The sequence below is a fragment of the Nocardioides aquiterrae genome, assembly GCF_039526625.1.
Taxonomy (GTDB): domain Bacteria; phylum Actinomycetota; class Actinomycetes; order Propionibacteriales; family Nocardioidaceae; genus Nocardioides; species Nocardioides aquiterrae.
This window is the reverse complement of the sequence record NZ_BAAAJE010000004.1, coordinates 1-22,341: the sequence shown is the minus strand read 5'-3', so window position 1 is coordinate 22,341 and position 22,341 is coordinate 1. Positions and strand designations below refer to the sequence as shown.

At 69.7% G+C, this 22,341-nt stretch carries 22 protein-coding genes; 7 read left to right on the top strand and 15 right to left on the bottom strand.

Features of this window, described 5'->3' with window-relative positions; genetic code table 11:
• The gene (locus tag ABD086_RS05850) at positions 1 to 1,023 is read right to left on the bottom strand and encodes an acetate/propionate family kinase (protein WP_343906502.1); all 1,023 of its coding nucleotides are present in this window, start codon (positions 1,021 to 1,023) and stop codon (positions 1 to 3) included.
• Positions 1,023 to 3,422, bottom strand: coding sequence for a phosphoketolase family protein (locus tag ABD086_RS05845; RefSeq protein ID WP_343906500.1), 2,400 nt, complete (start codon positions 3,420 to 3,422; stop codon positions 1,023 to 1,025). The genes ABD086_RS05850 and ABD086_RS05845 overlap by 1 nt, the downstream gene beginning before the upstream one ends.
• A 131-nt stretch (positions 3,423 to 3,553) precedes the next feature.
• Between ABD086_RS05845 and ABD086_RS05840 the strand changes: the two genes are divergently transcribed.
• The gene (locus ABD086_RS05840; protein WP_343906499.1) at positions 3,554 to 4,000 is read left to right on the top strand and encodes a DUF5709 domain-containing protein; all 447 of its coding nucleotides are present in this window, start codon (positions 3,554 to 3,556) and stop codon (positions 3,998 to 4,000) included.
• 54 nt (positions 4,001 to 4,054) lie between these two features.
• Positions 4,055 to 4,201 carry a GPGG-motif small membrane protein gene (locus ABD086_RS05835; protein WP_197025192.1) on the top strand — a complete coding sequence of 49 codons (147 nt, stop codon included), beginning with the start codon at positions 4,055 to 4,057 and terminating at the stop codon, positions 4,199 to 4,201.
• A 4-nt stretch (positions 4,202 to 4,205) separates the two neighbouring features.
• On the opposite strand, the gene ABD086_RS05830 is transcribed toward ABD086_RS05835, so the two are convergent.
• Positions 4,206 to 4,850 carry a UdgX family uracil-DNA binding protein gene (locus tag ABD086_RS05830; RefSeq protein ID WP_343906496.1) on the bottom strand — a complete coding sequence of 215 codons (645 nt, stop codon included), beginning with the start codon at positions 4,848 to 4,850 and terminating at the stop codon, positions 4,206 to 4,208.
• A 61-nt stretch (positions 4,851 to 4,911) separates the two neighbouring features.
• Here ABD086_RS05830 and ABD086_RS05825 point away from each other — a divergent pair, with 61 nt between their 5' ends.
• From ABD086_RS05825 to ABD086_RS05815, 3 genes are all read left to right on the top strand, one after another.
• Positions 4,912 to 5,247 (top strand): DUF3140 domain-containing protein, encoded by a 336-nt coding sequence (locus ABD086_RS05825; protein WP_343906494.1) that lies wholly within the window; start codon positions 4,912 to 4,914, stop codon positions 5,245 to 5,247.
• A 19-nt stretch (positions 5,248 to 5,266) separates the two neighbouring features.
• Positions 5,267 to 5,881: a flavodoxin family protein gene (locus ABD086_RS05820; protein WP_343906492.1), complete on the top strand. Its 615-nt coding sequence runs from the start codon at positions 5,267 to 5,269 to the stop codon at positions 5,879 to 5,881.
• 162 nt (positions 5,882 to 6,043) lie between these two features.
• Complete coding sequence (locus tag ABD086_RS05815) at positions 6,044 to 6,910, top strand: TIGR03619 family F420-dependent LLM class oxidoreductase (protein ID WP_343906491.1); 867 nt, start codon at positions 6,044 to 6,046, stop codon at positions 6,908 to 6,910.
• Here ABD086_RS05815 and ABD086_RS05810 read toward each other — a convergent pair.
• Complete coding sequence (locus tag ABD086_RS05810; RefSeq protein WP_343906489.1) at positions 6,907 to 7,386, bottom strand: DUF421 domain-containing protein; 480 nt, start codon at positions 7,384 to 7,386, stop codon at positions 6,907 to 6,909. The two genes, ABD086_RS05815 and ABD086_RS05810, sit on opposite strands and share 4 nt — an antisense overlap.
• Positions 7,387 to 7,396: 10 nt before the next feature.
• Positions 7,397 to 7,903 carry a hypothetical protein gene (locus ABD086_RS05805; protein ID WP_343906488.1) on the bottom strand — a complete coding sequence of 169 codons (507 nt, stop codon included), beginning with the start codon at positions 7,901 to 7,903 and terminating at the stop codon, positions 7,397 to 7,399.
• Between the two features lie 31 nt (positions 7,904 to 7,934).
• Here ABD086_RS05805 and ABD086_RS05800 point away from each other — a divergent pair, with 31 nt between their 5' ends.
• Positions 7,935 to 8,159: a DUF7218 family protein gene (locus ABD086_RS05800; RefSeq protein ID WP_343906486.1), complete on the top strand. Its 225-nt coding sequence runs from the start codon at positions 7,935 to 7,937 to the stop codon at positions 8,157 to 8,159.
• A 31-nt stretch (positions 8,160 to 8,190) separates the two neighbouring features.
• On the opposite strand, the gene ABD086_RS05795 is transcribed toward ABD086_RS05800, so the two are convergent.
• Together ABD086_RS05795 and ABD086_RS05790 are read right to left on the bottom strand one after the other, a co-directional pair.
• Complete coding sequence (locus ABD086_RS05795; RefSeq protein WP_343906485.1) at positions 8,191 to 8,628, bottom strand: SRPBCC family protein; 438 nt, start codon at positions 8,626 to 8,628, stop codon at positions 8,191 to 8,193.
• A 270-nt stretch (positions 8,629 to 8,898) separates the two neighbouring features.
• Positions 8,899 to 9,117, bottom strand: a complete 219-nt coding sequence (locus ABD086_RS05790; RefSeq protein WP_343906484.1) for a hypothetical protein — start codon at positions 9,115 to 9,117, stop codon at positions 8,899 to 8,901.
• 255 nt (positions 9,118 to 9,372) lie between these two features.
• Between ABD086_RS05790 and ABD086_RS05785 the strand changes: the two genes are divergently transcribed.
• Positions 9,373 to 10,167: an abortive infection system antitoxin AbiGi family protein gene (locus tag ABD086_RS05785; protein WP_343906482.1), complete on the top strand. Its 795-nt coding sequence runs from the start codon at positions 9,373 to 9,375 to the stop codon at positions 10,165 to 10,167.
• 289 nt (positions 10,168 to 10,456) lie between these two features.
• On the opposite strand, the gene ABD086_RS05780 is transcribed toward ABD086_RS05785, so the two are convergent.
• The 8 genes from ABD086_RS05780 to ABD086_RS05745 all read right to left on the bottom strand — a co-directional run bounded on the left by ABD086_RS05780 (position 10,457) and on the right by ABD086_RS05745 (position 22,099).
• Positions 10,457 to 11,347: a DNA adenine methylase gene (locus ABD086_RS05780; RefSeq protein ID WP_343906480.1), complete on the bottom strand. Its 891-nt coding sequence runs from the start codon at positions 11,345 to 11,347 to the stop codon at positions 10,457 to 10,459.
• Positions 11,344 to 12,759, bottom strand: coding sequence for a hypothetical protein (locus ABD086_RS05775; RefSeq protein ID WP_343906478.1), 1,416 nt, complete (start codon positions 12,757 to 12,759; stop codon positions 11,344 to 11,346). Before ABD086_RS05775 ends, ABD086_RS05780 begins: the two co-directional genes overlap by 4 nt.
• A gap of 200 nt (positions 12,760 to 12,959) precedes the next feature.
• Positions 12,960 to 14,528 carry a glutamine-hydrolyzing GMP synthase gene (gene guaA, locus ABD086_RS05770; protein WP_343906476.1) on the bottom strand — a complete coding sequence of 523 codons (1,569 nt, stop codon included), beginning with the start codon at positions 14,526 to 14,528 and terminating at the stop codon, positions 12,960 to 12,962.
• 368 nt (positions 14,529 to 14,896) lie between these two features.
• Positions 14,897 to 16,615, bottom strand: coding sequence for a GMC oxidoreductase (locus tag ABD086_RS05765; RefSeq protein ID WP_343906474.1), 1,719 nt, complete (start codon positions 16,613 to 16,615; stop codon positions 14,897 to 14,899).
• Positions 16,612 to 18,234 (bottom strand): succinic semialdehyde dehydrogenase, encoded by a 1,623-nt coding sequence (locus tag ABD086_RS05760; protein WP_343906472.1) that lies wholly within the window; start codon positions 18,232 to 18,234, stop codon positions 16,612 to 16,614. Before ABD086_RS05760 ends, ABD086_RS05765 begins: the two co-directional genes overlap by 4 nt.
• 179 nt (positions 18,235 to 18,413) lie before the next feature.
• Positions 18,414 to 19,856 (bottom strand): aldehyde dehydrogenase, encoded by a 1,443-nt coding sequence (locus ABD086_RS05755; protein WP_343906471.1) that lies wholly within the window; start codon positions 19,854 to 19,856, stop codon positions 18,414 to 18,416.
• A 12-nt stretch (positions 19,857 to 19,868) separates the two neighbouring features.
• On the bottom strand, positions 19,869 to 20,975 hold the full coding sequence (locus tag ABD086_RS05750) for an Rv3169 family protein (protein ID WP_343906470.1): 1,107 nt from the start codon (positions 20,973 to 20,975) through the stop codon (positions 19,869 to 19,871).
• The gene (locus tag ABD086_RS05745) at positions 20,972 to 22,099 is read right to left on the bottom strand and encodes a phosphotransferase family protein (RefSeq protein WP_343906469.1); all 1,128 of its coding nucleotides are present in this window, start codon (positions 22,097 to 22,099) and stop codon (positions 20,972 to 20,974) included. Before ABD086_RS05745 ends, ABD086_RS05750 begins: the two co-directional genes overlap by 4 nt.
• Between the last annotated feature and the right edge of the window lie 242 nt (positions 22,100 to 22,341).

Sequence of the window (22,341 nt, the reverse complement as noted above, 5' to 3'; positions counted from 1 at the left end):
CTAGTGCCGCGTCAGGACCGAGCGGACCTGCCGCTCGATCTCCAGGTCCTCGCGCGCCGTCACCACCACGACCCCGTCGCCGATGGCGGCGTCGCCGGCCGCGGCGAGGTTGCGCTCCTCGTCGAGGCGGACGCCGAGGTGTGCCAGCCCGGCCGCCACCGCCGTGCGCAGCTCGGGGGCGTGCTCGCCGATCCCGCCGGTGAACACCAGCACGTCCAGCCCGCCCGCCGCCGCGGCCATCGCGCCCGCCTCGCGGACCAGCCGGTGCACGTAGACGTCGAACGCGAGGTCGGCCGCCGGGTCGCCCGCCGCGCGGGCCCGCCGCACCTCCTGGAAGTCGCCGGAGGTCCCGGACAGCCCCTTGAGCCCCGACTCCCGGTCCAGCACGTCGTACAGCTCGTCCGCGGTGACGCCCTCGCTGCGCAGCAGGTGGAGCATCAGGCCGGGGTCGACCGAGCCGCTGCGGGTCTGCATGACCAGGCCCTCCAGCGGCGTGAACCCCATGGTCGTGTCGACCGAGCGGCCGGCGCGCACGGCGCACAACGACGCCCCGCCGCCGAGGTGGCAGGTGACCATCCGCAGCTCCGCCACCGGCCGCCCGACGAGCTCGGCCGCGCGACGCGCCGCCCACGCGTGCGAGAGCCCGTGGAAGCCGTAGCGGCGCAGCCGCCAGCGCTCGTTCCACGCGCGCGGCAGGGCGTACGTCGACGCCGCGGCGGGGATCGTGGCGTGGAAGGTCGTGTCGAAGCACGCCACGACCGGCACCCCGGGGTGGTCCGCCGCGAGCTCGCGCGCCGCCCGCTGCGCCGGGGGGTTGTGCAGCGGCGCCAGGCCCGAGACCTCCTCGAGTGCGGCCAGGACGGCGTCGTCGACCCGCACGGGGGCGGTGTGGTCGGGTCCGCCGTGCACGAACCGCACGCCGATGGCGTCGTAGGGGCCGCCGTCGTCGTCGACCGCCCGCCCGTCGTCCAGCAGGGAGGTCTTGAGGTTGTCCGAGCCCGGGTTGACGATCAGGACCCGCATCAGGCCTCCGGGGTGGTGCGTTCCGGGTCCTCGGTGCGCACCGCCGGGCCGCTCGCGGGCTGCCACTGCCAGTCCTGGATCTCGGGCAGGTCCTCGCCGTGGGTGCGGATGTACTGCCGGTGCCGGATCAGCGCGTTCTTGAACTCCTCGCGCGCCACCCCGGACGTCGCGCCCAGCCGGGGCACCCGGTCGATGACGTCGATCGCGAGGTCGAAGCGGTCCAGGTTGTTGAGCACCGTCATGTCGAACGGCGTGGTCGTGGCGCCCTCCTCCTTGTACCCGCGGACGTGGATGTTGTGGTGGTTGGTGCGCTTGTAGGTCAGCCGGTGGATGAGCCACGGGTAGCCGTGGTAGGCGAAGATCACCGGCCGGTCGGCGGTGAACAGCGCATCGAAGTCGGCGTCCGACAGGCCGTGCGGGTGCTCGCTGGCCGGCTGGAGCCGCATCAGGTCGACGACGTTGACGACCCGGATGCGGAGGTCGGGCAGGTGCTCGCGGAGCAGCGACACCGCCGCCAGCGTCTCCATGGTCGGGACGTCGCCCGCGCAGGCCATGACGACGTCCGGACCGTCGGGGCCGTCGTCGTTCGACGCCCACTCCCAGATGCCGAGGCCCTTCGTGCAGTGCACGATCGCGTCCCCCATCGACAGGTACTGCAGCGCCGGCTGCTTGCCCGCGACGATCACGTTCACGTAGTGCTTGCTGCGCAGGCAGTGGTCGGCGACCGAGAGCAGGGTGTTGGCGTCCGGCGGCAGGTAGACGCGGACGACGTCGGCCTTCTTGTTGACGACGTGGTCGATGAAGCCGGGGTCCTGGTGCGAGAACCCGTTGTGGTCCTGGCGCCAGACGTGCGAGGTGAGCAGGTAGTTCAGCGACGCGACCGGGCGCCGCCACTCGATCCGCCGGGTCGACTCCAGCCACTTCGCGTGCTGGTTGAACATCGAGTCGACGAGGTGGATGAACGCCTCGTAGCAGGAGAAGAAGCCGTGCCGGCCGGTGAGCAGGTAGCCCTCGAGCCAGCCCTGGCAGGTGTGCTCGGACAGGATCTCCATGATCCGGCCGTCGGGTGCGAGGTGGTCGTCGCTGTCGAGGATCTCGGCGTTCCACGTGCGGTCGGTGACCTCCATGACGTCCTGGAGCCGGTTGGAGGAGTTCTCGTCGGGCGCGAACAGCCGGAAGTTGTGCATGTTCTGGGCCATCACGTCGCGCAGGAACCCGCCCATCACCCGGGTCGCCTCGACGGCGCCAGTGCCCGGCGCGTCCACCTCGACGGCGTACTCGCGGAAGTCGGGCATCCGCAGCGGCTTCAGCAGCAGGCCGCCGTTCGCGTGCGGGGACGCGCTCATCCGCAGCTCGCCCTCCGGGTGCAGCGCCGCGATGTCGGCGGCCGGCGCACCGCGCTCGTCGAACAGCGACTCCGGCTCGTAGCTGCGCATCCAGTCCTCGACCACCCGGCGGTGGCCGTCGTCGCTGCGCGCGTTCGCGAACGGCACCTGGTGCGAGCGCCACGACCCCTCCACCTGCAGGCCGTCGACCTCCTTCGGGTCGGTCCAGCCCTTCGGGGACCGGAGCACGATCATCGGCCAGGGCCGCCGCGGCACCGGGTCGCCGGCGGAGCGGGCCTCGCCCTGGATGTCCGCGATCTCGTCGAGGCAGCGGTCCAGGGTGCCCGCGAAGTCCGCGTGCATCTGCGCCGGGTCGGAGCCCGCGACGACGTACGGCGCGTGGCCGTACCCGCGCAGCAGGGCGACGAGCTCGTCCTCGGCGATGCGGGCCAGCACGGTGGGGTTGGCGATCTTGTACCCGTTGAGGTGCAGGATCGGCAGCACGGCGCCGTCCCGGCGGGGGTCCACGAACTTCGTGGAGTGCCAGCTGGTCGCCAGCGGACCCGTCTCGGCCTCGCCGTCACCGACGACGGCGGCGACCACGAGGTCCGGGTTGTCGAACGCGGCGCCGTACGCGTGCGAGAGCGCGTAGCCGAGCTCGCCGCCCTCGTGGATCGATCCCGGCGTCTCCGGGGCGGCGTGGCTCGGGATGCCGCCCGGGAACGAGAACTGCGTGAACAGCCGGCGCAGGCCGGGCTCGTCCAGGCCGATCTCGGGGTAGATCTCGGAGTAGGTGCCCTCGAGGTAGGACGACGCGACCACCCCGGGGCCGCCGTGCCCCGGGCCGGTGACGTAGATCATCGGTTGCCGCCGCGCCATGATCGCGCGGTTGAGGTGCGCGTAGACGAAGTTGAGGCCGGGCGTCGTCCCCCAGTGCCCGAGCAGCCGTGGCTTCACGTGCTCGGGCAGCAGCGGCTCGCGCAGCAACGGGTTGCCCATCAGGTAGATCTGGCCCACCGAGAGGTAGTTGGCGGCCCGCCACCAGCGGTCCAGGGTCCCGTACTCCGCGTCCATGCCTCCACGCTTGCCAACGCGGCACCTCCTGACAAGGGGTCCTTGGTCCTGCGGTTCCCGAACCGAAACGGGTGGGTACTGCGCAGCCGCGGCCGCGCAGTAGCGTGGACGGCACTCGAGAAGGAGGACCGATGACGACGAGCCACGGTGACGGCGACCAGGAGATCTACGGCGACTACAGCGTCGACGACGAGGACCAGCCTTCGAACCTCGAGGACCTCGGCGATCCGGACGTCGAGGACGAGCTCGACCGCGGCTACTCGCCGCCGGAGAAGTACTCGGCGGGCCAGGGCTACGGCAACACGCCCTGGGAGGAGGAGCACCGCGAGACCATCGACCAGCGGATCGGCCAGGAGGAGCCCGAGCCCGACCCGTACGACGCCGCGGCCGACGACGACGACTTCGTCGAGGACGGCGAGGTCGGCGACCGCCGCGCGGGCCGGCTGGTCGACACCGACGAGGGCGTCGGCGAGGACACCGAGAAGGACCTGGTCGGCACCGACGTCGGCATCGACGGCGCCGGTGCCTCGGCCGAGGAGGCCGCGGTCCACATCGTGGAGGACTTCCCCGACGAGTGAACCGGCGCCGATTCGGGTAGTGCTCCTACGAATTCGAGAGGGAGGAACCCCGTCATGGCATTCCTGCTGTGGATCATCGCCGTCATCCTCGTGATTGCCGGCATCGTGCAGCTGTTCAAGGGCGCGTGGCTCTGGGGCATCGTGCTGATCATCGTCGGCTTCGCCGTCGGCCCCGGCGGCTACAGCATCTTCCACAAGTAGCGGCTCAGCCCAGCTCGCGCGCGGCGACCGCCAGGTCGGCGACGAGACCCTCGTACGCCGCCTCGCGGTCGTCGGCGCGCAGGACTGCCGACGGGTGCGTCGTCGGCAGCACCCAGCGTGGAGCCCGGTCGACCGGGGGCTCCGCCGGCCAGTCCCGCAGCGTCCCGCGCGCGTCGCCGACGCGGAACGACGAGCCGTAGGCCGCCTGCCCCGCTGTGCCGCCGAGCAGGACGACCCCGGTCGGCTTCACCAGCCGCAGCTCGGCGGCGAGCCAGGGTGCGCACGCCGCGACGTGCGCCCGGCTCGGGGACTTGTGCAGCCGCTGCTTGCCGCGGGTCCCGGACCAGCGGAAGTGCTTGACGACGTTGGTGCGGAAGACCGCGTCGGGGTCGATGCCCGCGTCCGCGAGCGCCCGGTCGAGCACCTGGCCCGCGGGTCCGACGAACGGCTCCCCCTCCTGGTCCTCACGGTCCCCGGGCTGCTCCCCGAGCAGCATCAGCGCTGCGCTGCGTCGCCCGTCGCCCATCACGGCCTGCGTCGCGTCCCGGTAGAGCTCGCACCCCCGGCACTCCTGCACCGCCTCCCGCAGCGCGCTCAGGCTGAGCCGCTCGGGCACCCACTGACCGGCGCCGGGCCGCTCCTCGGACATATCGGGGCGGTACCCCGGTTACTGGGCGGGCAAAGCACCGACGTCGGAGGAGGAGCACATCGTGGCCGAGAGCATCGTCGACGACGAGCTGTGGGAGGACTTCCACACCGTCGTGAACATGACCTCGCGGGAGCTGAGGGACTGGCTGGCCGTGCAGGGCGCCGGCGAGGAGACCGAGGAGGTGCCCGACCGCGCGGGCAGCCACCTCGGCCACCGGGTGCTGGCGGTCCTGGGGAAGCGGCGTTCGGACGTGACGCCCGACGACGTCGACGTCATGGAGCAGGTCGTCACCCGGGTGACCTCCCAGCGGCGCGACGACCTCGAGCCCACGGCCGGCGAGGCCGCCTGGCGGCGGCGCCTGATGAACGTCGGCCACGACCCGCTCAAGCCCGTCTGACCACCCCGGAGGAGACCCTGTGACCGACATTCCGCTGCGCGCCCTGGTGCTGGTCTGCACCCTCAAGCCGTCGCCCTCCGCGTCCAGCTCGCAATTGCTCGGCGAGCAGGTGCTGCGCGCCCTGGAGGACAACGGCGCGACCGGCGAGGTCGTCCGCGTCGTCGACCACGACGTGCGGTTCGGCGTCACGACGGACGAGGGGGACGGTGACGCCTGGCCGGAGATCCGCGCCCGGATGCTCGCCAGCGACATCCTGGTCGTCGCCACCCCGATCTGGATGGGCCAGCCCTCGTCGGTGTGCAAGATGGCGCTCGAGCGCCTCGACGCCGAGATCGGCGAGACCGATGACGAGGGCCGGATGCTCACCGCGGGCAAGGTGGGGGTCGTGGCGGTGGTCGGCAACGAGGACGGCGCCCACCACGTCACCGCCGAGGTGCTCCAGGCACTCAACGACACCGGGTTCAGCATCCCGGCCACCGCCTCGACGTACTGGGTCGGCGAGGCGATGCAGGGCACCGACTACCAGGACCTGGACGAGACGCCCGAGAAGACGGCCTCGACCACGGCAACGGTGGCCCGGAACGCCGTGCACCTCGCGCGGCTGCTGAAGGACGAGCCCTACCCGGCCGGCTGACCGGCTGGAGACCGGGTGCGCACCGGGCGACGGGACCGGCGTCTGCGTGAGCCGCGGTCCCGTCGCCGCTGGTCAGGTACCCCGTGGCAGTACCCACGGGAACTCACCCGAATGGATGGACTTTCGACAGAACACGTTCTAGTTCGGGGCTAGGGTGGCGCCGTGCGCTTCTCGATCAGCACCGCGTTCCAGCCGGTCGACCACCTGCCGGCCCTGGCCCGGGCCGCAGACCAGCTCGGCTACCACTCGATGGCGGTGCCGGACCACGTCGTGGACCTCGAGGAGCTGGCGACGCCGTACCCCTACACCGCCGACGGCGGGCGGCGCTGGGACCACGACGCGGCCTGGCCGGACCCCTGGGTGCTGATCGGTGCGCTGGCCGCGGTGACCACCCGGCTCCGGTTCGTCACCTCCGTCTACGTGCCCGCGCTGCGCAGCCCGTTCCAGGTGGCGAAGAGCGTCGGGACCGCGGCGGTGCTGTCCGGCAACCGGGTCAGCCTCGGCGTCGGCATCGGCTGGTGCCGCGAGGAGTTCGAGCTGCTCGGCCAGGACTTCGCGACCCGCGGGAGGCGGACCGACGAGGCGCTGGCGCTGATGGCCGAGCTGTGGAAGCCGGGCTGGACCGAGTTCGAGGGCGAGTTCTACTCCGCTCCCCGCCTGGCGATGGAGCCGACGCCGACCGAGCGGATCCCGATCGTCGTCGGCGGCCTGTCCGAGGTCGCGTTCCGGCGCGCGGCGCGGCACGACGGGTGGGTCGGCGACATGTACTCGGTCGACGAGGCCGTCGCGCACGCGGGTCGGCTGGCCGCCGTCCGCCGCGAGGTCGGCGCCGAGGGCGACTTCTCGGTGACCACCGCGCTCGACGATGCCTTCCTGCCCGAGCACTTCGAGCGGGCCGAGGCCGGCGGCGTCACCGACTGCTGGACGATGCCCTGGGCCTACTACCACGGCCTGGACTGCACGCTCGACCAGAAGCTGGACGGCCTGGAGCGCTTCGCGAAGGACGTGCTCGTGCCGCTCGTCGGCTAGCCGGCCTTGGGCGGTTCCGGCGACCCCTGGATCCCGGCGTCGCGGGTGAAGAACGAGATGCGGCCGTCCGCCTCGAGCACGGCGTACTCGATCGCCGCGGTGCTGCGGATGCCCTGCTGGCGGGCGGCGACCAGCAGGTCCTCGAGGGAGAGCCGCTCGCGGCGCATGCCGTCCTCGATCGGGCGCCCGTCGGCGAAGACCAGCACCGGTCGGCCGGTGAGCACCGGTCGCGCCCGCGGGAAGCGCCACTGGACCCACGACAGGACCACGGTGAGCAGCGCGAAGGTGCTGACCGCCAGCACGCCGGCGGTCACCGAGTAGTCCTGCTGGGTGACCGCCTGCTGGACCAGGTCGCCCATCGTCACGTAGAGCAGCAGCTCGAACGTGCTCAGCTCGCCGAGCGTCGACCGGCCCACTGCGCGGGTGACCAGCCACAGGAAGACGAAGACGACGGCAGCGCGGATCACGATCTCCACGACGACCTCCTCACGGCAGCAGCCTGGTGTCGAAGTCCACGGTCGCGACCCGGGCGCCGTCGTCCATGACGCTGAGCGTCCCGCCGCGGCCCCGTTGGGCGGACGGCTGGATGTAGGCGTCGAAGTCGAGCACGAACGTGTCGCCGAGCGGCGCGGTGAAGGTGAGGAACAGCGTGTCGCCGTCGCGGGTCGTCTCGGCCGGCTCCGGCCGGAAGCCCTGCTCCTCGTAGATGTCGAGGTAGTCGGCCGTCAGGGCCAGCGTGAGCTCCTTGCCGAACCCGCCGGGGTGCCGCACCGTCACGCGCCACGGCACGTCGAGCCCGGCGCGAGCCACACCGGCGTGGGTGAACGTCATCGACCAGTCCGCCTCGTCCGCCGAGTCCGTGACGGTCCGGACACCGAGCAGCCCGGCCAGTCCGGCGGCGACGACGACGAGGAGCAGCACCAGGTAGCCACGCCGGCTCCAGACCGCCAGCGCGCCCTGCTCTCGTGTCTCCAGTCCGTCGATCGTCTGCATAGCGGCTCTCTGGCCCGGGTACCCACTCGGCATGCCGAACAAGTCCAGCAACGTGAAGAACGAGAAGCAGTACGAGGCCCTCAAGGACAAGGGCATGTCCAAGGAGCGCGCCGCGAAGATCGCGAACGCCGAGGACTCCTCCAAGCACGGCGGCCAGCAGTCGGGCAAGGGCGGCTCGAGCAAGCAGGGCGGCACGACGGCCCAGAAGAAGGAGGCCGGCCGCAAGGGCGGCAAGGCGGCGGCGAAGAAGAGCTGACCGCCTGCCTCGCCGTCCGGCGGGCTACGGGTCAGGTGTGCCGGCGCTCCGCGATGAAGGCCAGCCGGCGCAGCGACTCGACGTTGCGCCAGGTGAGCGGGAGGTCGCGCAGCGGCTTCGGGATCAGGCGTGCCGGGCCGAGCTTGGCGTCCTCCTCGATGGTCACCTGGGTCTCGGTGCCGACCGGCTCGAGCCGGATCGTGACGCCGGCGGTCCCGGTCGGCCACGCCTTGGCGTGCAGCACCAGGCGGTGGCCCGGCACGCACTCCTCGACCTCGGTGTTGTCGTCGATGATCAGCGGCCAGGTCCCGACGGAGTGGTGCAGCCGGGCCCCGACCGCCGGCCAGTCGTCGTCGACCTCGCGCATCCGGGTGGCGCCGACGACCCAGAGGGGGTAGAGCCAACCGTCGGCGAGGACGTCCCACACCTTCTCGGGCGTGGCATGGATGAGCCGGGTGTTGGTCGACATGGGCCGCTGGTACCCACTCGGGAAATAGAAGAACCGCTGGCGTCTCGGGTCACCAGCGGTTCGACAACGACTGTAGCCACCCGAACGGGTGAAGTCATGAGTTTCCGCCGAATTTACCTCTGAGACGTGGGTCACCACTCAAGGCCCACCGCATCAGAGACCTTGACCTCGCGCGCGGCTGGCGCCGAGGCGCGATCGAGAAGCCATCGATCGAAGACGTCATGCCTGTGACTGTCGTACTGGACGCGGCCCTTCGGACGTGCTGACCGACTACAGCGGAGAGTGCGGCCCGCTCAACGGCGACTGGTACCTGCATGGACGGGAGAGCTGCGATTCACGTACGAGCACGACGAACTTGCGCCGTCCGCTCCGATCGGCAAGCCCGCCGTCATCGTGCAGCGTGCGCTTCGAGCGAGTGGGACGATCATCGATCCCGGCCAGGGCCTCCACACCGTGCAGCGTGCCGTCGCCCGAGCGTTCTTCGATCACAGCGTCGCGCGTGGATACGACGCAGCTCTCCTGAAACGAGTGCGCTGCTGCCCCCCAGGCTCGACCCAGGACACTGAGCAGTATCGCGGTCTCAGTTCCGAGAAGTTGCACCGTGATGTCGTCCTGCGGGGACGGCGTTCTAACGGCGATGGGTGAACGAGAACGTCCTCGACATTGGAGCTTGAAGCGACACACCTCGCCTGGAAGGAGGAGATATCTCGGACGCCTTCCTTATTCGTAGGACATTCTGAGCACATGCCAAAGGCGATCGAGGAGCTCCTCCAGCGGCGGACCGACCTGTCGACGTTTCTCGTGCATCTGACTCGTGCTGTTCAAGACGGTCCGACGGCGCTGGACAACCTGAAGTCGATGCTCACGAACTGCGTGATCGAGGCTAGGACGCCATTCGGGCAGGCACGATTTCACGACCCCCACCTCTTCCTGAGCGCCAGTCAGAAGGTCGTTTGCTTCACGGAGACGCCCCTGGAGCATGCGTGGATGATGATCGAGGACATCGCCCAGGACCGTCAGGTCAAGTTCGAGGGATACGGCATCGCCGTTACGAAGACAACAGCGAGGAAGATGGGTGCCAATCCCGTTTGGTATTCCGACTTCAGCCGATGGGGAGAGCCTTGGCCGTCTGCCGCCGTGGACAAGCTGATCGCCCAAGCGGTTGAGCGAGCGGAGATCAAGGCGCAGGCTGGCAGCACATACGACGAGGCGCTGAGCGAGGAGCCGATCTTCCAACTGACTCCTTACTTTGAGCAGATGGGCCCTATGCAGGGCGGCCTAAGGAAGGAGTTTTGGTGGGAACGGGAGTGGCGGAAGGTGGGCAACTTCAACATGAACCTTCCGAGCCGCATCGTGGCTGTGCTCGCGCCTGAAGGTCAGCATGCCCACCTCAAGGAGTACCTCCAACAGGAGGCTCCGGTCTGGAACGGCCGCCCGCTGCTCGATCCAACGTGGGGCCTCGAACGGATGGTCGTAGCGCTCGCGCGTATCCGGGTAGACGATATGGGACCGTTCCCCAAGCTCGGACCCGGGTACTGAGCGGATGGATGGCTCAGCTTTGGGTCGCCAGTTCGTGAGGCCCCGACCTAAGCGGCCCACCAGTGACTTCGTCGGGCCTCGTCCACTCGCTGGGTTAGATCGGGGCGAACCGGCAGTGCAATCGAGAGTCGCAGCTGGCCGATGCTCCAGACATAAGTGCCCTCGCGTCGTTGTGCGACGACCGAGGGCGTGGGCCGAATGAGAGGACCGGCCATGGGGTCCATCGGCGAGCGACTGGACGAGGTTGGTGCAGCGGGGAGGGGCCACTTCGCGCCGAACAACGCTTTCGTCAGGTACGCACAGGTCCTGTTGGAGACCTACCGTCGAGCCATCTACCAGGTCGAGGGCCGAAGCCCTCCAGTGTGTCAATCCGAACATGATGTGGGGCGATCAGGTACTCGCCTCCGACGTGCTGGCTCGCCGCAGTGTGCGAAACGGTAAACGCGGCAGCTGGCATGCCCGCATACAGCTGATCCGGAACGCGATCGTCCAAGTCGTAAGTGAGCACCCAAGGTGACTTGACTTCGTGAAGAGTACGCGCCAGGGCAAGGTGGTCAGCGTAAGTCATGTTGGAGAGATAGAGGTCCTCGCCCTGCTTCAAGTAGGGCGGGTCCACATAGAAGAAGTGCTCATCGTCGGATCGCGCTTGTATGAACTTCCGACCATCCAAACTCGTGATGGAAACCTGGCTTGAGAAGCCTGCCAAGAACTCGATCCGATCAACGAGGTCCTTCCGGTTGTACCGGGCATCGATCTTCCACTTACCAGTTTGCTCAAGCCCGCCGATAGGTCGCGCTCCGAGGATGCCAGAGCGGTTCGTGCGATTTAGAAAGAAGGTCGCGAAACCTCGATCAAACGATCCACTCGCTTCGTCAAGATAGATCTCGCGCTGTCTATGCCATTCGGCGAGAGTGGGCTCAACACTCTCGATCTTCTTGCATAAGTGTGTGGACTCGCGAAAAACGGCGTTCCAGAAGCCAGCAACACCGATATTCAGGTCGTTGAGCGCAATCCTACCGACGACCCCTTGGCTCAACAGATACAGCGCCGCTCCCGCTCCTCCCGCGTAGGGCTCCGCATAAGTGGTCACCCTATGGTCTTGGAGTTCTATGACCTCACGAAGGAAGGCAGACATCTTCGCCTTGCCGCCCGGATACCTGAGGGGACTAAGGAACCTCACGTACCAGCGTCCTTGGCGTCGCCGATCGCCTTATTTAGGTCGATCAGTAGCGTTGTGTAGGTATCCGAGATCGTGCGCATGGTGGGAGCGCTCGGCATATACGTGCTGCTGTGCAAGAAAGCATTCAAGGTTGCAGTGTTAACGAGGCTGTCCTTCTTGCCGATCTCCTGCCGCAACGCGAGGTAGCGTGCAGCCTTCTCCGTCGGATCCAGTTGTTTCAGAGCGTTGCGCACATATGCCCGAAGATTCTTGTCCTTCTCTGGAGGCGGGGGGAATGCGCACACGTCGTGAGCTTCCATCACCGCTAGTTCAATGACCATGCGAATGAGCGCCGCAGCACTGTTCGGGTACTTGTTGATGGGGATCGTTTGGACCTCGTGGAGGACACTCTTCACACGCACCGAGCATCGGCTCAGGGATGCCCCATGGAATAGCCGCATCGGCGGAGGTGGGGGTGGCGGCGGAGGCGGCGGTGCGGGTGGTGGCGAGGGCGGATTCGACGGTCCGCCTCCGCTATCGCCGTCAGTTTCGTCGGGCTCGTCACCCACAACCGTTTCGCCCGCATCCGCCTCATCTTCGTCCGCCTCGTCAGCCCCTGCCATCTGCTCACGAAGTCCGCTGACGTACTCCTCCCGCTGAGACTTGCTCTTCAACGCACTCACCGTGAGAGCTTGAGTCGTTGGTCCGCCCTTGAAGTCCTCCAAGACCAAGGTCAGACGCGAGACGATGTTCTCGCTACTGTCCGTCGGCGTGAAGATGTCACCCTTGATGTCGAAGCCCGCGTAGGCGCGGAAGTCGGGGTCCCCGGCAAGACGACCGAAGGTCGTGAATTTCTCCTCGGCGACCTCATCGAGGAGGTCGGCCAGATGCTGGTTCGCTCCAAGGGCGCTCTTGCCGTCGAGCCAGTCCAACGTGGTGAGCGCCATCCGCTCTTGATGTCCTGGAGAGGACGCGTGGCGCGTCCGCTGCATAGCACTCCAACGAACAACGCCTATCCCATCCATCTCCCCGCCGTGCCGCCGCGCGAGGATCGGCCGTGCCTCGTCTCTCGTAGCGACCTCGAAACAACGCACGGTGGTCGTGGGCACCACGGCGGCATCAGCGGCAGCCTTGAACTTGAGGGCGAGTCCTGGATCGGGACAGAGGCTCGGCTTCTTAAGAAGCCTCAGAGCGGCGAGGCGACGGTTTCCCTCAAGCACGATGAAGCGCTTTCCATCTTCGTGCTTCATCACGACGGGCCGGTCGATCGGACTCAGACCGAAGTCCGCAATGTCTCGGGCGAGATTCAACAACTTGATCGGGGCGCGCCGGATGACCTCATGGAGGGCTTGCTCCTGCGTCGTCACGGCGCGATGCCGAGGATTCAGCTCGTCCAGCAGCAGCTTGGTAACGGGCACCGTGATGTCACCCATGGCGGACGGCCCTCCCATCGACAGGCGTGCGGACGCTGGACGCTCACGCTAGACGACATCAACGACACGCAGAGGCCGATCGGCGCGAGTCGCGACGCAAACTGCTCGAAGCGCAGGGGCTGGTTGCTGGTAGGCGAACGTCGTAGGGTCTTCCATTAAGGACAGGTCGGCGGACGTTTCCGCAAGTCAGAAGCCCCGGACTACTCCCACTCGATGGTGCCGGGCGGCTTCGAGGTGATGTCGACGGTGACCCGGTTGACCTCGCGCACCTCGTTGGTGATGCGGGTCGAGATCCGCTCGAGGACGTCGTACGGCAGCCGCGCCCAGTCGGCGGTCATGGCGTCCTCGGAGGTGACCGGCCGCAGCACGACCGGGTGGCCGTAGGTGCGGTGGTCGCCCTGGACGCCGACGCTCCGCACGTCGGCGAGCAGCACCACCGGGAACTGCCAGATGTCGCGGTCGAGGCCGGCGCGGGTGAGCTCCTCACGGGCGATGGCGTCGGCCTCCCGGAGGATGTCCAGCCGCTCGCGGGTGACCTCGCCGATGATCCGGATACCCAGGCCGGGGCCCGGGAACGGGTGCCGCCAGACGATCTCGGCGGGCAGGCCGAGCTGCTCGCCGACCAGGCGCACCTCGTCCTTGAACAGGGTGCGCAGCGGCTCGACCAGCTCGAACTCGAGGTCCTCCGGCAGGCCGCCGACGTTGTGGTGGGACTTGATGTTGGAGGTGCCCGCCCCCCCGCCGGACTCGACGACGTCGGGGTAGAGCGTGCCCTGGACGAGGAACGCCACCTTCTCCTCGCCGTCCGCGAGGATCTCGGCCTCGGCCGCCTCGAAGACCCGGATGAACTCGCGGCCGATGATCTTGCGCTTCTCCTCGGGGTCGGTGACCCCTGCGAGCGCGTCGAGGAACCGCTTCTCCGCGTCGACGACCTTCAGGTCCACGCCCGTCGCCGCGACGAAGTCGCGCTCGACCTGCTCGGTCTCGCCCTTGCGCATCAGCCCGTGGTCGACGTACACGCAGGTCAGCCGGTCGCCGATCGCGCGCTGCACGATCGCGGCCGCCACCGCGGAGTCGACGCCGCCGGACAGCCCGCAGATGGCGCGGCCGCGGTCGCCGATCTGCGCGCGGATCGCCTCGATCTGCTCCTCGACGATGTTGACCATGGTCCAGGTCTGGCGACAGCCCGCGATCTGGACGAGGAAGTGCTCGAGCACCTTCTGGCCGTGCTCGGTGTGCAGCACCTCCGGGTGCCACTGCACGCCGGCCAGGCCGCGGCCGACGTCCTCGAACGCCGCGACCGGCGTCTTGTCGGTCGAGGCGAGGACGTCGAAGCCGGCCGGCGCGGCCGTGACCGAGTCGCCGTGCGACATCCAGACGGTGTGCTGCTCGGGGATCTCGGCCAGCAGGGTGCCGGCGTTGCTGACGGTGACGCCGGTGCGGCCGTACTCGCGGAACCCGGTGTGGGCGACCTCGCCGCCGAGCCCGCGCGCCATCAGCTGGAAGCCGTAGCACATGCCGAACACCGGGGTGCCGGAGGTGAACAGGCCGGTGTCGATGCCCGGGGCGCCCTCCTCGTACACCGAGGACGGGCCGCCGGACAGCACGATCGCCTTCGGGTTGCGGGCCAGCATCTCGGCGACCGGCGTGGTGTGCGGGACGATCTCGGAGTACACGCGCGCCTCACGGACGCGGCGGGCGATCAGCTGCGCGTACTGCGCCCCGAAGTCGACCACCAGGACCAGATCGTGCTCCGCAGCCGGGTTCATGGCTTGAGCCTATCGGCGGTCCCCGGTCCGCCCTGACTCGGCAGCGCCCAGGTACTCGGTTTCGACGCGCCGTCACGCCCTCGCAGGCTCGGGCGTGGGCTTGCTCAACCCGTTTCGCCGCGGCAGTCGCGGACGAAGTCCGCGACTGCCTGCGAAACGCATCAGGGCCCGGCCGGGGAGGGAGGGATGGCCGGGCCCTGATCGTCCACGCATCTGCTGGACAGAGCCTGGACATGGGACCCGGCGGTGGGAGGGAGCGTATTGACCGGGTCCGCTCGTCTCAACGACGCGTCCCGACGCCGGTTACGGCCTGGGACAGCCGGTTCCGGGGTTTTTTTCGACGGTCTCCGGCCGAACTCGGACCCGGGTCAGCTGACGCCGACGATCGGCAGCCGCAGGGCCCCCGGAGCGCCGTCCGGAACCGCCGGGGCGACCGGGCGGACCGGGGCGATCCGGCGGTACGGCGCACCGAGGTCGGGCCGCGGGTCGACCTCGCCCTTGTTGGGCCAGAACGCCATCGCCCGCTCCGCCTGGGCGGTGATCGTGAGCGACGGGTTCACGCCGAGGTTCGCGCTGATCGCGGACCCGTCCACCACGTGCAGGCCGGGGTACCCGTAGATGCGCTGGTAGGGGTCGATCACGCCGGTCTCGGGCGAGTCGCCGATCGCACAGCCACCGAGGAAGTGCGCGGTCAGCGGCATGTTGAACGCGTCGCCGACGGCGCCGCCCGGGAGGCCGCCCATGATGCCGGCCATGGTCCGGATCGCCTGGTTGCCGGCGGGGATCCACGTCGGGTTCGGGACGCCGTGCCCCTGCTTGGAGGTCAGGTAGCGCCTCCGGGTGCCCGGGATCCGCTTGGTGTAGGTGGTGATCGAGTTGTCCAGGCTCTGCATGACCAGCGCGATCACGGTCCGCTCGGACCAGTGCTTCATGTCGTAGAGGCTGCGGACGTCGCGGCGCTGCTTCCACATCTCGCGCAGCCAGGTCCGCCAGCGCGGGACGTCGCCGTCGCCGTCGGTCAGCACCGACTGCAGCAGCGCCATCAGGTTGCTGCCCGGGCCGTAGCGCACCGGCTCGATGTGGGTGTTCTCGTCGGGGTGGAAGCTCGACGTGATCGCGATGCCCTGGCTGTAGTCCACGGTCGTGTCGGGCGCGATCACCCCGCCGATCGACTCGGAGTTCGTGCGCGCCAGGTAGCCGAGCCGCGGCGAGATCGCCGGCAGGTGGCCCTCGTCGCGCATCCGGTGCAGCAGCCGCTGGGTGCCGAGCGCCGACGCCGAGAACACCACCTGCTCGGCGGTGAGCACCCGCCGCGCGATCGCGCGGTCGACCTTCGCCTTGGTGTAGCGGACGTGCACGTCGTACCCGCCGCCGTCGCGCGGACGCACCTGGGTGACCGTGGTCAGCGGCAGGACGCGGGCGCCGTTCTGCTCCGCGAGGTAGAGGTAGTTCTTGACCAGGGTGTTCTTGGCGTTGTGGCGGCAGCCGGTCATGCAGGAGCCGCACGCGGTGCAGGTGCGCCGGGCGGGGCCGGCGCCGCCGAAGTACGGGTCCTCCACCTCCTGGCCGGCGCCGGCGCCGGGGCCGCCGAAGAAGACGCCGACCGGCGTGGGGTGGAAGGTCTCACCCACGCCCATCTCGGTCGCGACCTTCTCCATCACGTCGTCGGACGGCGTCCGGAGCGGGTTCTCGACCACGCCGAGCATCCGCTTGGCCTGGTCGTAGAACGGCGCCAGCTCGTCGCGCCAGTCGGTGATGTGGCTCCACTGCCGGTCGGCGTAGAACGCGGGCAGCGGCTCGTAGAGCGTGTTCGCGTAGACCAGCGACCCGCCGCCGACACCCGCACCGGAGACGATGAGGCAGTCCTTGAGGGCGTCGATGCGCTGGATGCCGTAGCAGCCGATCTCGGGGCGGAAGAGGTACTTCGAGACCTCGAACGACGTCTCGGGCAGGTCGTCGTCCTCGAACCGGGCACCGGCCTCGAGGACGCCGACCCGGTAGCCCTTCTCGGTCAGGCGCAGCGCGGTGACCGAGCCGCCGAAGCCGGAGCCGACGACCAGGACGTCGTAGTCGAGCCGCTCCGTCACGCCCGGCCCAGCTTCCTCATCAGGCGCAGGTTCGCGTTCATGACCTTGGCGTAGGCCTCGTCGGACATGCCGAACTGCGGCCCGAAGCGGATCAGCCGCTGGGTCGCGACCGCCTGGGTCTCGGTGAAGCGCAGCACGCCCTCGGCGCCCTGGCGCCGGCCCATGCCCGACTCGCGCATGCCGCCCATCGGGGCGTCCAGGCTGGCGAAGGTCGCCGCGAACGCCTCGTTGATGTTCACGGTGCCGCACTTGACGAGCTGTGCGATCGCGCGGGCGCGGGTGCCGTCCTGGCTGTAGATCGAGGCGTTGAGGCCGTACTGGCCCTCGTTGGCGCGGGCGATCGCGTCGGCCTCGTCCTGGAACCGGTAGAGCGAGACGACCGGTCCGAAGGTCTCCTTGCCGAAGCAGGCCATGTCCGGGGTGACGCCCTCGAGGATCGTCGGCTCGAAGAAGTAGGGGCCGAGGTCGGGGCGGGCCTTGCCGCCGGTGAGCACGCGGGCGCCCTTGGCCACCGCGTCCTCGACGTGCGCGGTCACCGCGTCGAGCTGCTGCTGCGAGATCAGCGGGCCCATGTCGTTGCCCCACTCGAGCGTCGCGCCGAGCGTGAGGGCCTGGGTCCGGGCGACGAACCGCTCGACGAACCGGTCGTAGACCTGGTCGGCGACGAAGATCCGCTCCATCGACACGCAGAGCTGCCCGGCGTTCGAGAACGACGCGCGCACGGCGCCCTCGGCGGCCTTCTCCAGGTCGGCGTCGCGGAGCACCAGCAGCGGGTTCTTGCCGCCCAGCTCGAGCGAGCACCCGATCAGCCGGTCCGCGCACGCCTGGGCGACCGAGCGGCCGGTGGCGGTCGAGCCGGTGAAGCACACGTAGTCGGCCTTCTCGATGAGCGCGGGGCCGATCTCGGAGCCGGGACCGGCGACGGTCTGCCACAGGTCGCGCGGCAGGCCGGCCTGCTCGAGCAGCTCGGCGCCCAGCAGCGCCGACAGCATCGTCTGGTGGTCCGGCTTGATGACCACGGCGTTGCCGGCCAGCAGCGCGGCGATCCCGTCGATCAGCGCCAGGTTGAACGGGTAGTTCCACGGCGAGATGATCCCGACGACGCCCTTGGGGACCCGGTTCACCTCGACCCGGGTGAGGCCGGGGACCACGCCGATCTTGCGCTGGGTGCCGAGGTGCTTCTCGGCGGTCCGCGCGTAGTAACGGGCGGTGAGCGCGACGTGCAGCGGCTCGTCGAACGCGTGCTTGCGCGCCTTGCCGGACTCCAGCTGGATCAGGTCGATGATCTCGTCCTGGCGGTCGAGGACCAGGTCGTGGAGGCGGAGCAACAGGGCGGCGCGGCGTGCCAGCGGGGTGCGCGACCACGCGTGCTGCGCCCGGCGGGCCCGCGCGAACGCGTCGGCGACGTCGCCGGTGGTGCTCTGCGGGATGTGCGCCAGCGGCGCGTCGTCGAGCGGCGACCGGACCTCCGCGGTCTGCCCGCTGGTGGCGACGAGACGCGCGGTCAGGGCGGCGGCGTACTCGGGCTCGAGGGCGTACGCGGCGCGAGGGTCGTGTTCGGGGTCGTGGGGGCCTTCGACGACCGGACCACCCGACGGGGTGGGGTTCTGGGCGCTCATGTACCGAGGGTATGTGACCCGCGTCTCGCGGGCTACCCTCGGGTAGGTTTCTGTGGCGTTTTACACATGCGTGTCGGATGTCAAGCGTCTCATCGCAATTGAACGGTCAGCCTGGCCTACGCGCGAGTTGGGCCAGCCTGACCGCGCAATTGCGGGCGGGGCGGCGCCCGTAGGCCCCGCTACGGCTGGTAGATCGACTTCAGCTCGGTGTAGTGGGCGAGGCCCTCGGGGCCGAACTCGCGGCCGACGCCGGAGGACTTGAAGCCGCCGAACGGCGCGGCGAAGTCCATCGTGTACGTGTTCACCCCGTAGGTGCCGGTGCGGACCCGGCGGGCGACGTCGAGGCCGGCGTCGACGTCACCGGTCCACACGGTGCCGGCCAGGCCGTACTCGGAGTCGTTGGCGATCCGCACCGCGTCGTCGACGTCGTCGAACGCGATCACCGACAGGACGGGCCCGAAGATCTCCTCCTGCGCGATCCGCATCCGGTTGTCGACGTCGGCGAACACGGTCGGCCGGACGTACCAGCCGGACGACAGGCCGTCGGGCATGCCGTTGCCGCCGACCACGACGCGGGCGCCCTCCTCCTGGCCGAGCGCGATGTACTTCTCGACCCGCTCCTGCTGCCGCTGCGCCACCATCGGGCCGATCTCGGTCGCCGGGTCGAGCGGGTCACCGACCTGCATCGCCGACACGGTCTCGGCGAGCGCGTCGACGACGTTCGCGTAGTTGGAGCGGGACGCGAGGATCCGGGTCTGGGCGACGCACGCCTGGCCGGAGTTCATCAGCGCGGTGAACTTCAGGCCCTCCATGGTCGCGGCCAGGTCGGCGTCGTCGAGCACGATCGCGGCGGACTTGCCGCCGAGCTCGAGCGAGACCCGCTTGAGCTGCTGACCGCACACCGCCGCGATCTTGCGGCCCGCAGCCGTGGAGCCGGTGAAGGCGACCTTGTCGACGCCCGGGTGCGAGACCAGGTGCTCGCCGACCTCGCGGCCGCCGGCGACGATGTTGACGACACCGTGGGGTACGCCGGCCTCCTGGAGCAGCTCGGCCATCAGGTACGGGTCGAGCGGCGTCTCGGGCGCGGGCTTGACCACGACGGTGCAGCCGGCCAGCAGCGCCGGCACCAGCTTGGACATGATCGTGAACTGCGGGACGTTCCACGGCGGGATCGCCGCGACGACACCGACCGGCTCCCGGCGTACCAGCACCTCCGTGCCGAGCACGCCGGTGCGGGACTCCTCCCACGGGTAGGCGCGGGCGATGCCGAGGAACGCCTCGATCTGCATCCACGGCGCCGGCGCCTGGGCGAGGTTGGAGAACGACAGCGGCGAGCCCATCTCGGTCGAGATGACCTCGGCCATCTCGCCGAGCTTGCCGGCGTAGAGGTTCGAGAAGCTCTGGACGATCCCGATCCGCTCCTCCGGGCTCATCCGGGGCCACGGACCCTCGTCGAACGCCCGGCGGGCGGCGGCGACGGCGGCGTCGATGTCGGCCGTGCTCCCCTCGGGCACGGTCGCGACGACCTGCTCGGTGTGCGGCGAGACGACCTGGATGGTGTCGCCGGAGGCCGGGGCCACCCAGTCGCCGTCGATGAAGAAGGCGTCGCGATCGAGGGTCATGCTCGGGTCTCCTTAGGGGGCGAGGGTGAAGAAGTCGGTGAAGCCGGACGGGTCGTGCCGGCCGATGCAGAAGTGCTCGAAGAGGCCGAAGCCCTGCTGGCCGTCCACCGTGGCGGCGCCGACGTGGTCGACGCACCCGAACATGAACCGGCCCCGCACGGCGTCGTCGGCCATGTCGTAGGTGACCCGCTCGGCGAAGCCCTCGCCCTTCCACGTGCCGTGGATCCAGTCCGGGTCGCCGCCGTACCCGCCGCCGACGTGGAGGGGTACGGCGAGCCGCGACTCGACCTCGAGCACCAGCGGCTTGCCCTCGGGCGTGGTGCAGCGGATCGTCGCGCCGGTCGGGGTGCGGGTGCCGGACTCGTAGCGGATGTCGACGAGGGGCCAGCCGAGCTGCTCCACCCGGCCGTCCTTCCAGACCCGGGTGCAGTCGTTGAGCGTGCGGTAGCCGTCGGGGCTCTCCTGGATGATGAGCACGACCGCGAAGTCCTCGAACTGCATCGGCACGTAGAGCCACCACATGCCCTCGAACGGCGGGTCGCTCGGCGCGCCCGGCGGCTCGGCCGCGCCGACCGGCCGGATGCCCCAGGACCGGTCGCGGCTGCCGAGCCAGACGTCGGGGTCGACCGCGATGTCCTCGCCGTCGATGGCGATGGTGCCGCTCCAGGTGCCGAGCTGGGCGAACCGCTGCGCGTCGAGGGTGACCCGACTGCCGGAGCGCAGCACGTGCGGCTGCTCCTGGACGACGTCGCAGGTGCCCTCCCAGGTGAGGTCGAGCGCCATGCCGTCGTACTCGTCCATCACGATCCGGACCGTGCGGAGCGGGTCGGGGACCTCGATCCGGTAGCCGCCGACGTGCGGATGCATCCGGTCCTGGTCCATCGGGTCGGACAGGTGCACGGCCGTCTGCTTGCCGTCGCGGGCCACGAGCACGAACGCGTCCTTGGTGCCCAGGTTCGGGTAGTAGCCCATGCCGGTGACCAGCATGATGTCGCCGGTGCGGTCGTGGGCGTTGAAGTACCAGCGGTCGTAGAAGTTCCGGTCGCTGCTGTGGGCGTAGGCCAGCGGCAGCGGGGCCTGGTGGAGCGGGAACTCGTCGAGCGGCGTGATGTCGTTCATGCCCCGGCTTCCTCGAGGAGCCGGTCGAGGAGCGGCTTGTGGTGGAAGAGGCTCTCGAGGTCGTCGGGCCGCTCGATCTCGCCGAAGTGGATCTGCCGGGCGCCGGTGCGCATGAAGACGATCGCCCACTGGACGCCGTTGTAGACGTGGTACCAGTGCAGGTCGCCGAGCGTCGCACCGGACACCCGCTCGTACTCCGCCTTCACGTCCTCCTCGCGCAGGAAGTGCGGCATGCCGGGCATCGCCAGCATTCCGGTGATCGCCTCGAACACCTGGTGCGCGAAGACGATCCAGGAGACGTCGAGCTCGCGGGGCCCGATCGCGGCCATCTCCCAGTCGAGGACGGCGACCGGCTCGAAGTCGCGGTACATCACGTTGCCGATCCGCGAGTCGCCCCAGCAGAGCACGGCCTCGTCGGTGTCGGGCAGGTGGGTCTCGAGCCAGGCGAGCGCGCGCTCCACGGTCGGGCTCCGGCCGATGTCCGGGACCGCGAACTCGTACCACGCCCGCGTCCGGGCGAGGTTGCGCTCGAGCAGGGTCCCGCCCGGGTGGTCCGGCGCGAGGAAGCCGAAGGTCTGCTCGGCGTCCGGGATCCCGTGCAGCGTGGCGAGGACCTCGACGGTCCGGTCCTGCAGGCGGCGCTGGTCCTCCGGGCTGGCGTCGTGGAGCCAGTTGTCGCCGAAGTTGTACGGCAGCACGTCCTGCGGCACCACGCCGTCGACCCGGTCCATGAGGAAGAACGGCGTGCCGAGCACCTCGCCGGTGGGCTCCATCCAGCGCACCGCCGGCACCGGGACGTCGGTGAGCTCGCCGACCAGCCGGATCGCGTCGTACTGGTCCTGGAGCGCGTAGTTCGGGAACACCGGCAGGTCCTCGGCCGACGGCGCCACCCGGGCGACGTACTCGCCGTGCCGCGGCTCGCCGTCCTCGGTCCAGTCGACGTCGAGGATCAGCGTCTCCGAGCTCATGCCGTTGGCGTCGACGCCGCTGTGCAGGGTGACGACCGGCTGGGCGCCCTCGGGCAGGACCGTCGCCAGCCAGTCGGCCAGCCTGGTGGGCAGGGCGGTCGGGTCGCGGCTCGAGCGCTGCATCTTCAGGTCGGCCGGTGGGGGCGCCTGGGTCACGTTCCCTCCTGGTGCTGTGACGTGGGTCTCAGCATCTTTGGAACGTGTTCTAGTTGTCAACGGACCGAGGCGGTTTCGGCTGCTGGCAGCCCAAACCCGCACGACACGCCGGATCCCGTCGGCGTGTCGTGCGGGGATCGGCTGTCAGCAGCCCACCCCCGCGCCTAGGGCCGCCACCTGGACTAGCTGTACCCGGCCATCAGGTTGGTCACAGGCGACTGGTCGGGGGTAGCCCGCCGAGT

What these genes read in the sequence shown, in the direction of transcription:
- ABD086_RS05850 (WP_343906502.1), bottom strand. Translation starts at nt 1,023, where the DNA reads ATGCGGGTCCTGATCGTCAACCCGGGCTCGGACAACCTCAAGACCTCC.
- ABD086_RS05845 (WP_343906500.1), bottom strand. Translation starts at nt 3,422, where the DNA reads ATGGACGCGGAGTACGGGACCCTGGACCGCTGGTGGCGGGCCGCCAAC.
- ABD086_RS05840 (WP_343906499.1), top strand. Translation starts at nt 3,554, where the DNA reads ATGACGACGAGCCACGGTGACGGCGACCAGGAGATCTACGGCGACTAC.
- ABD086_RS05835 (WP_197025192.1), top strand. Translation starts at nt 4,055, where the DNA reads ATGGCATTCCTGCTGTGGATCATCGCCGTCATCCTCGTGATTGCCGGC.
- ABD086_RS05830 (WP_343906496.1), bottom strand. Translation starts at nt 4,850, where the DNA reads ATGTCCGAGGAGCGGCCCGGCGCCGGTCAGTGGGTGCCCGAGCGGCTC.
- ABD086_RS05805 (WP_343906488.1), bottom strand. Translation starts at nt 7,903, where the DNA reads ATGCAGACGATCGACGGACTGGAGACACGAGAGCAGGGCGCGCTGGCG.
- ABD086_RS05800 (WP_343906486.1), top strand. Translation starts at nt 7,935, where the DNA reads ATGCCGAACAAGTCCAGCAACGTGAAGAACGAGAAGCAGTACGAGGCC.
- ABD086_RS05795 (WP_343906485.1), bottom strand. Translation starts at nt 8,628, where the DNA reads ATGTCGACCAACACCCGGCTCATCCATGCCACGCCCGAGAAGGTGTGG.
- ABD086_RS05785 (WP_343906482.1), top strand. Translation starts at nt 9,373, where the DNA reads ATGCCAAAGGCGATCGAGGAGCTCCTCCAGCGGCGGACCGACCTGTCG.
- ABD086_RS05775 (WP_343906478.1), bottom strand. Translation starts at nt 12,759, where the DNA reads ATGGGTGACATCACGGTGCCCGTTACCAAGCTGCTGCTGGACGAGCTG.
- guaA (WP_343906476.1), bottom strand. Translation starts at nt 14,528, where the DNA reads ATGAACCCGGCTGCGGAGCACGATCTGGTCCTGGTGGTCGACTTCGGG.
- ABD086_RS05760 (WP_343906472.1), bottom strand. Translation starts at nt 18,234, where the DNA reads ATGAGCGCCCAGAACCCCACCCCGTCGGGTGGTCCGGTCGTCGAAGGC.
- ABD086_RS05755 (WP_343906471.1), bottom strand. Translation starts at nt 19,856, where the DNA reads ATGACCCTCGATCGCGACGCCTTCTTCATCGACGGCGACTGGGTGGCC.
- ABD086_RS05750 (WP_343906470.1), bottom strand. Translation starts at nt 20,975, where the DNA reads ATGAACGACATCACGCCGCTCGACGAGTTCCCGCTCCACCAGGCCCCG.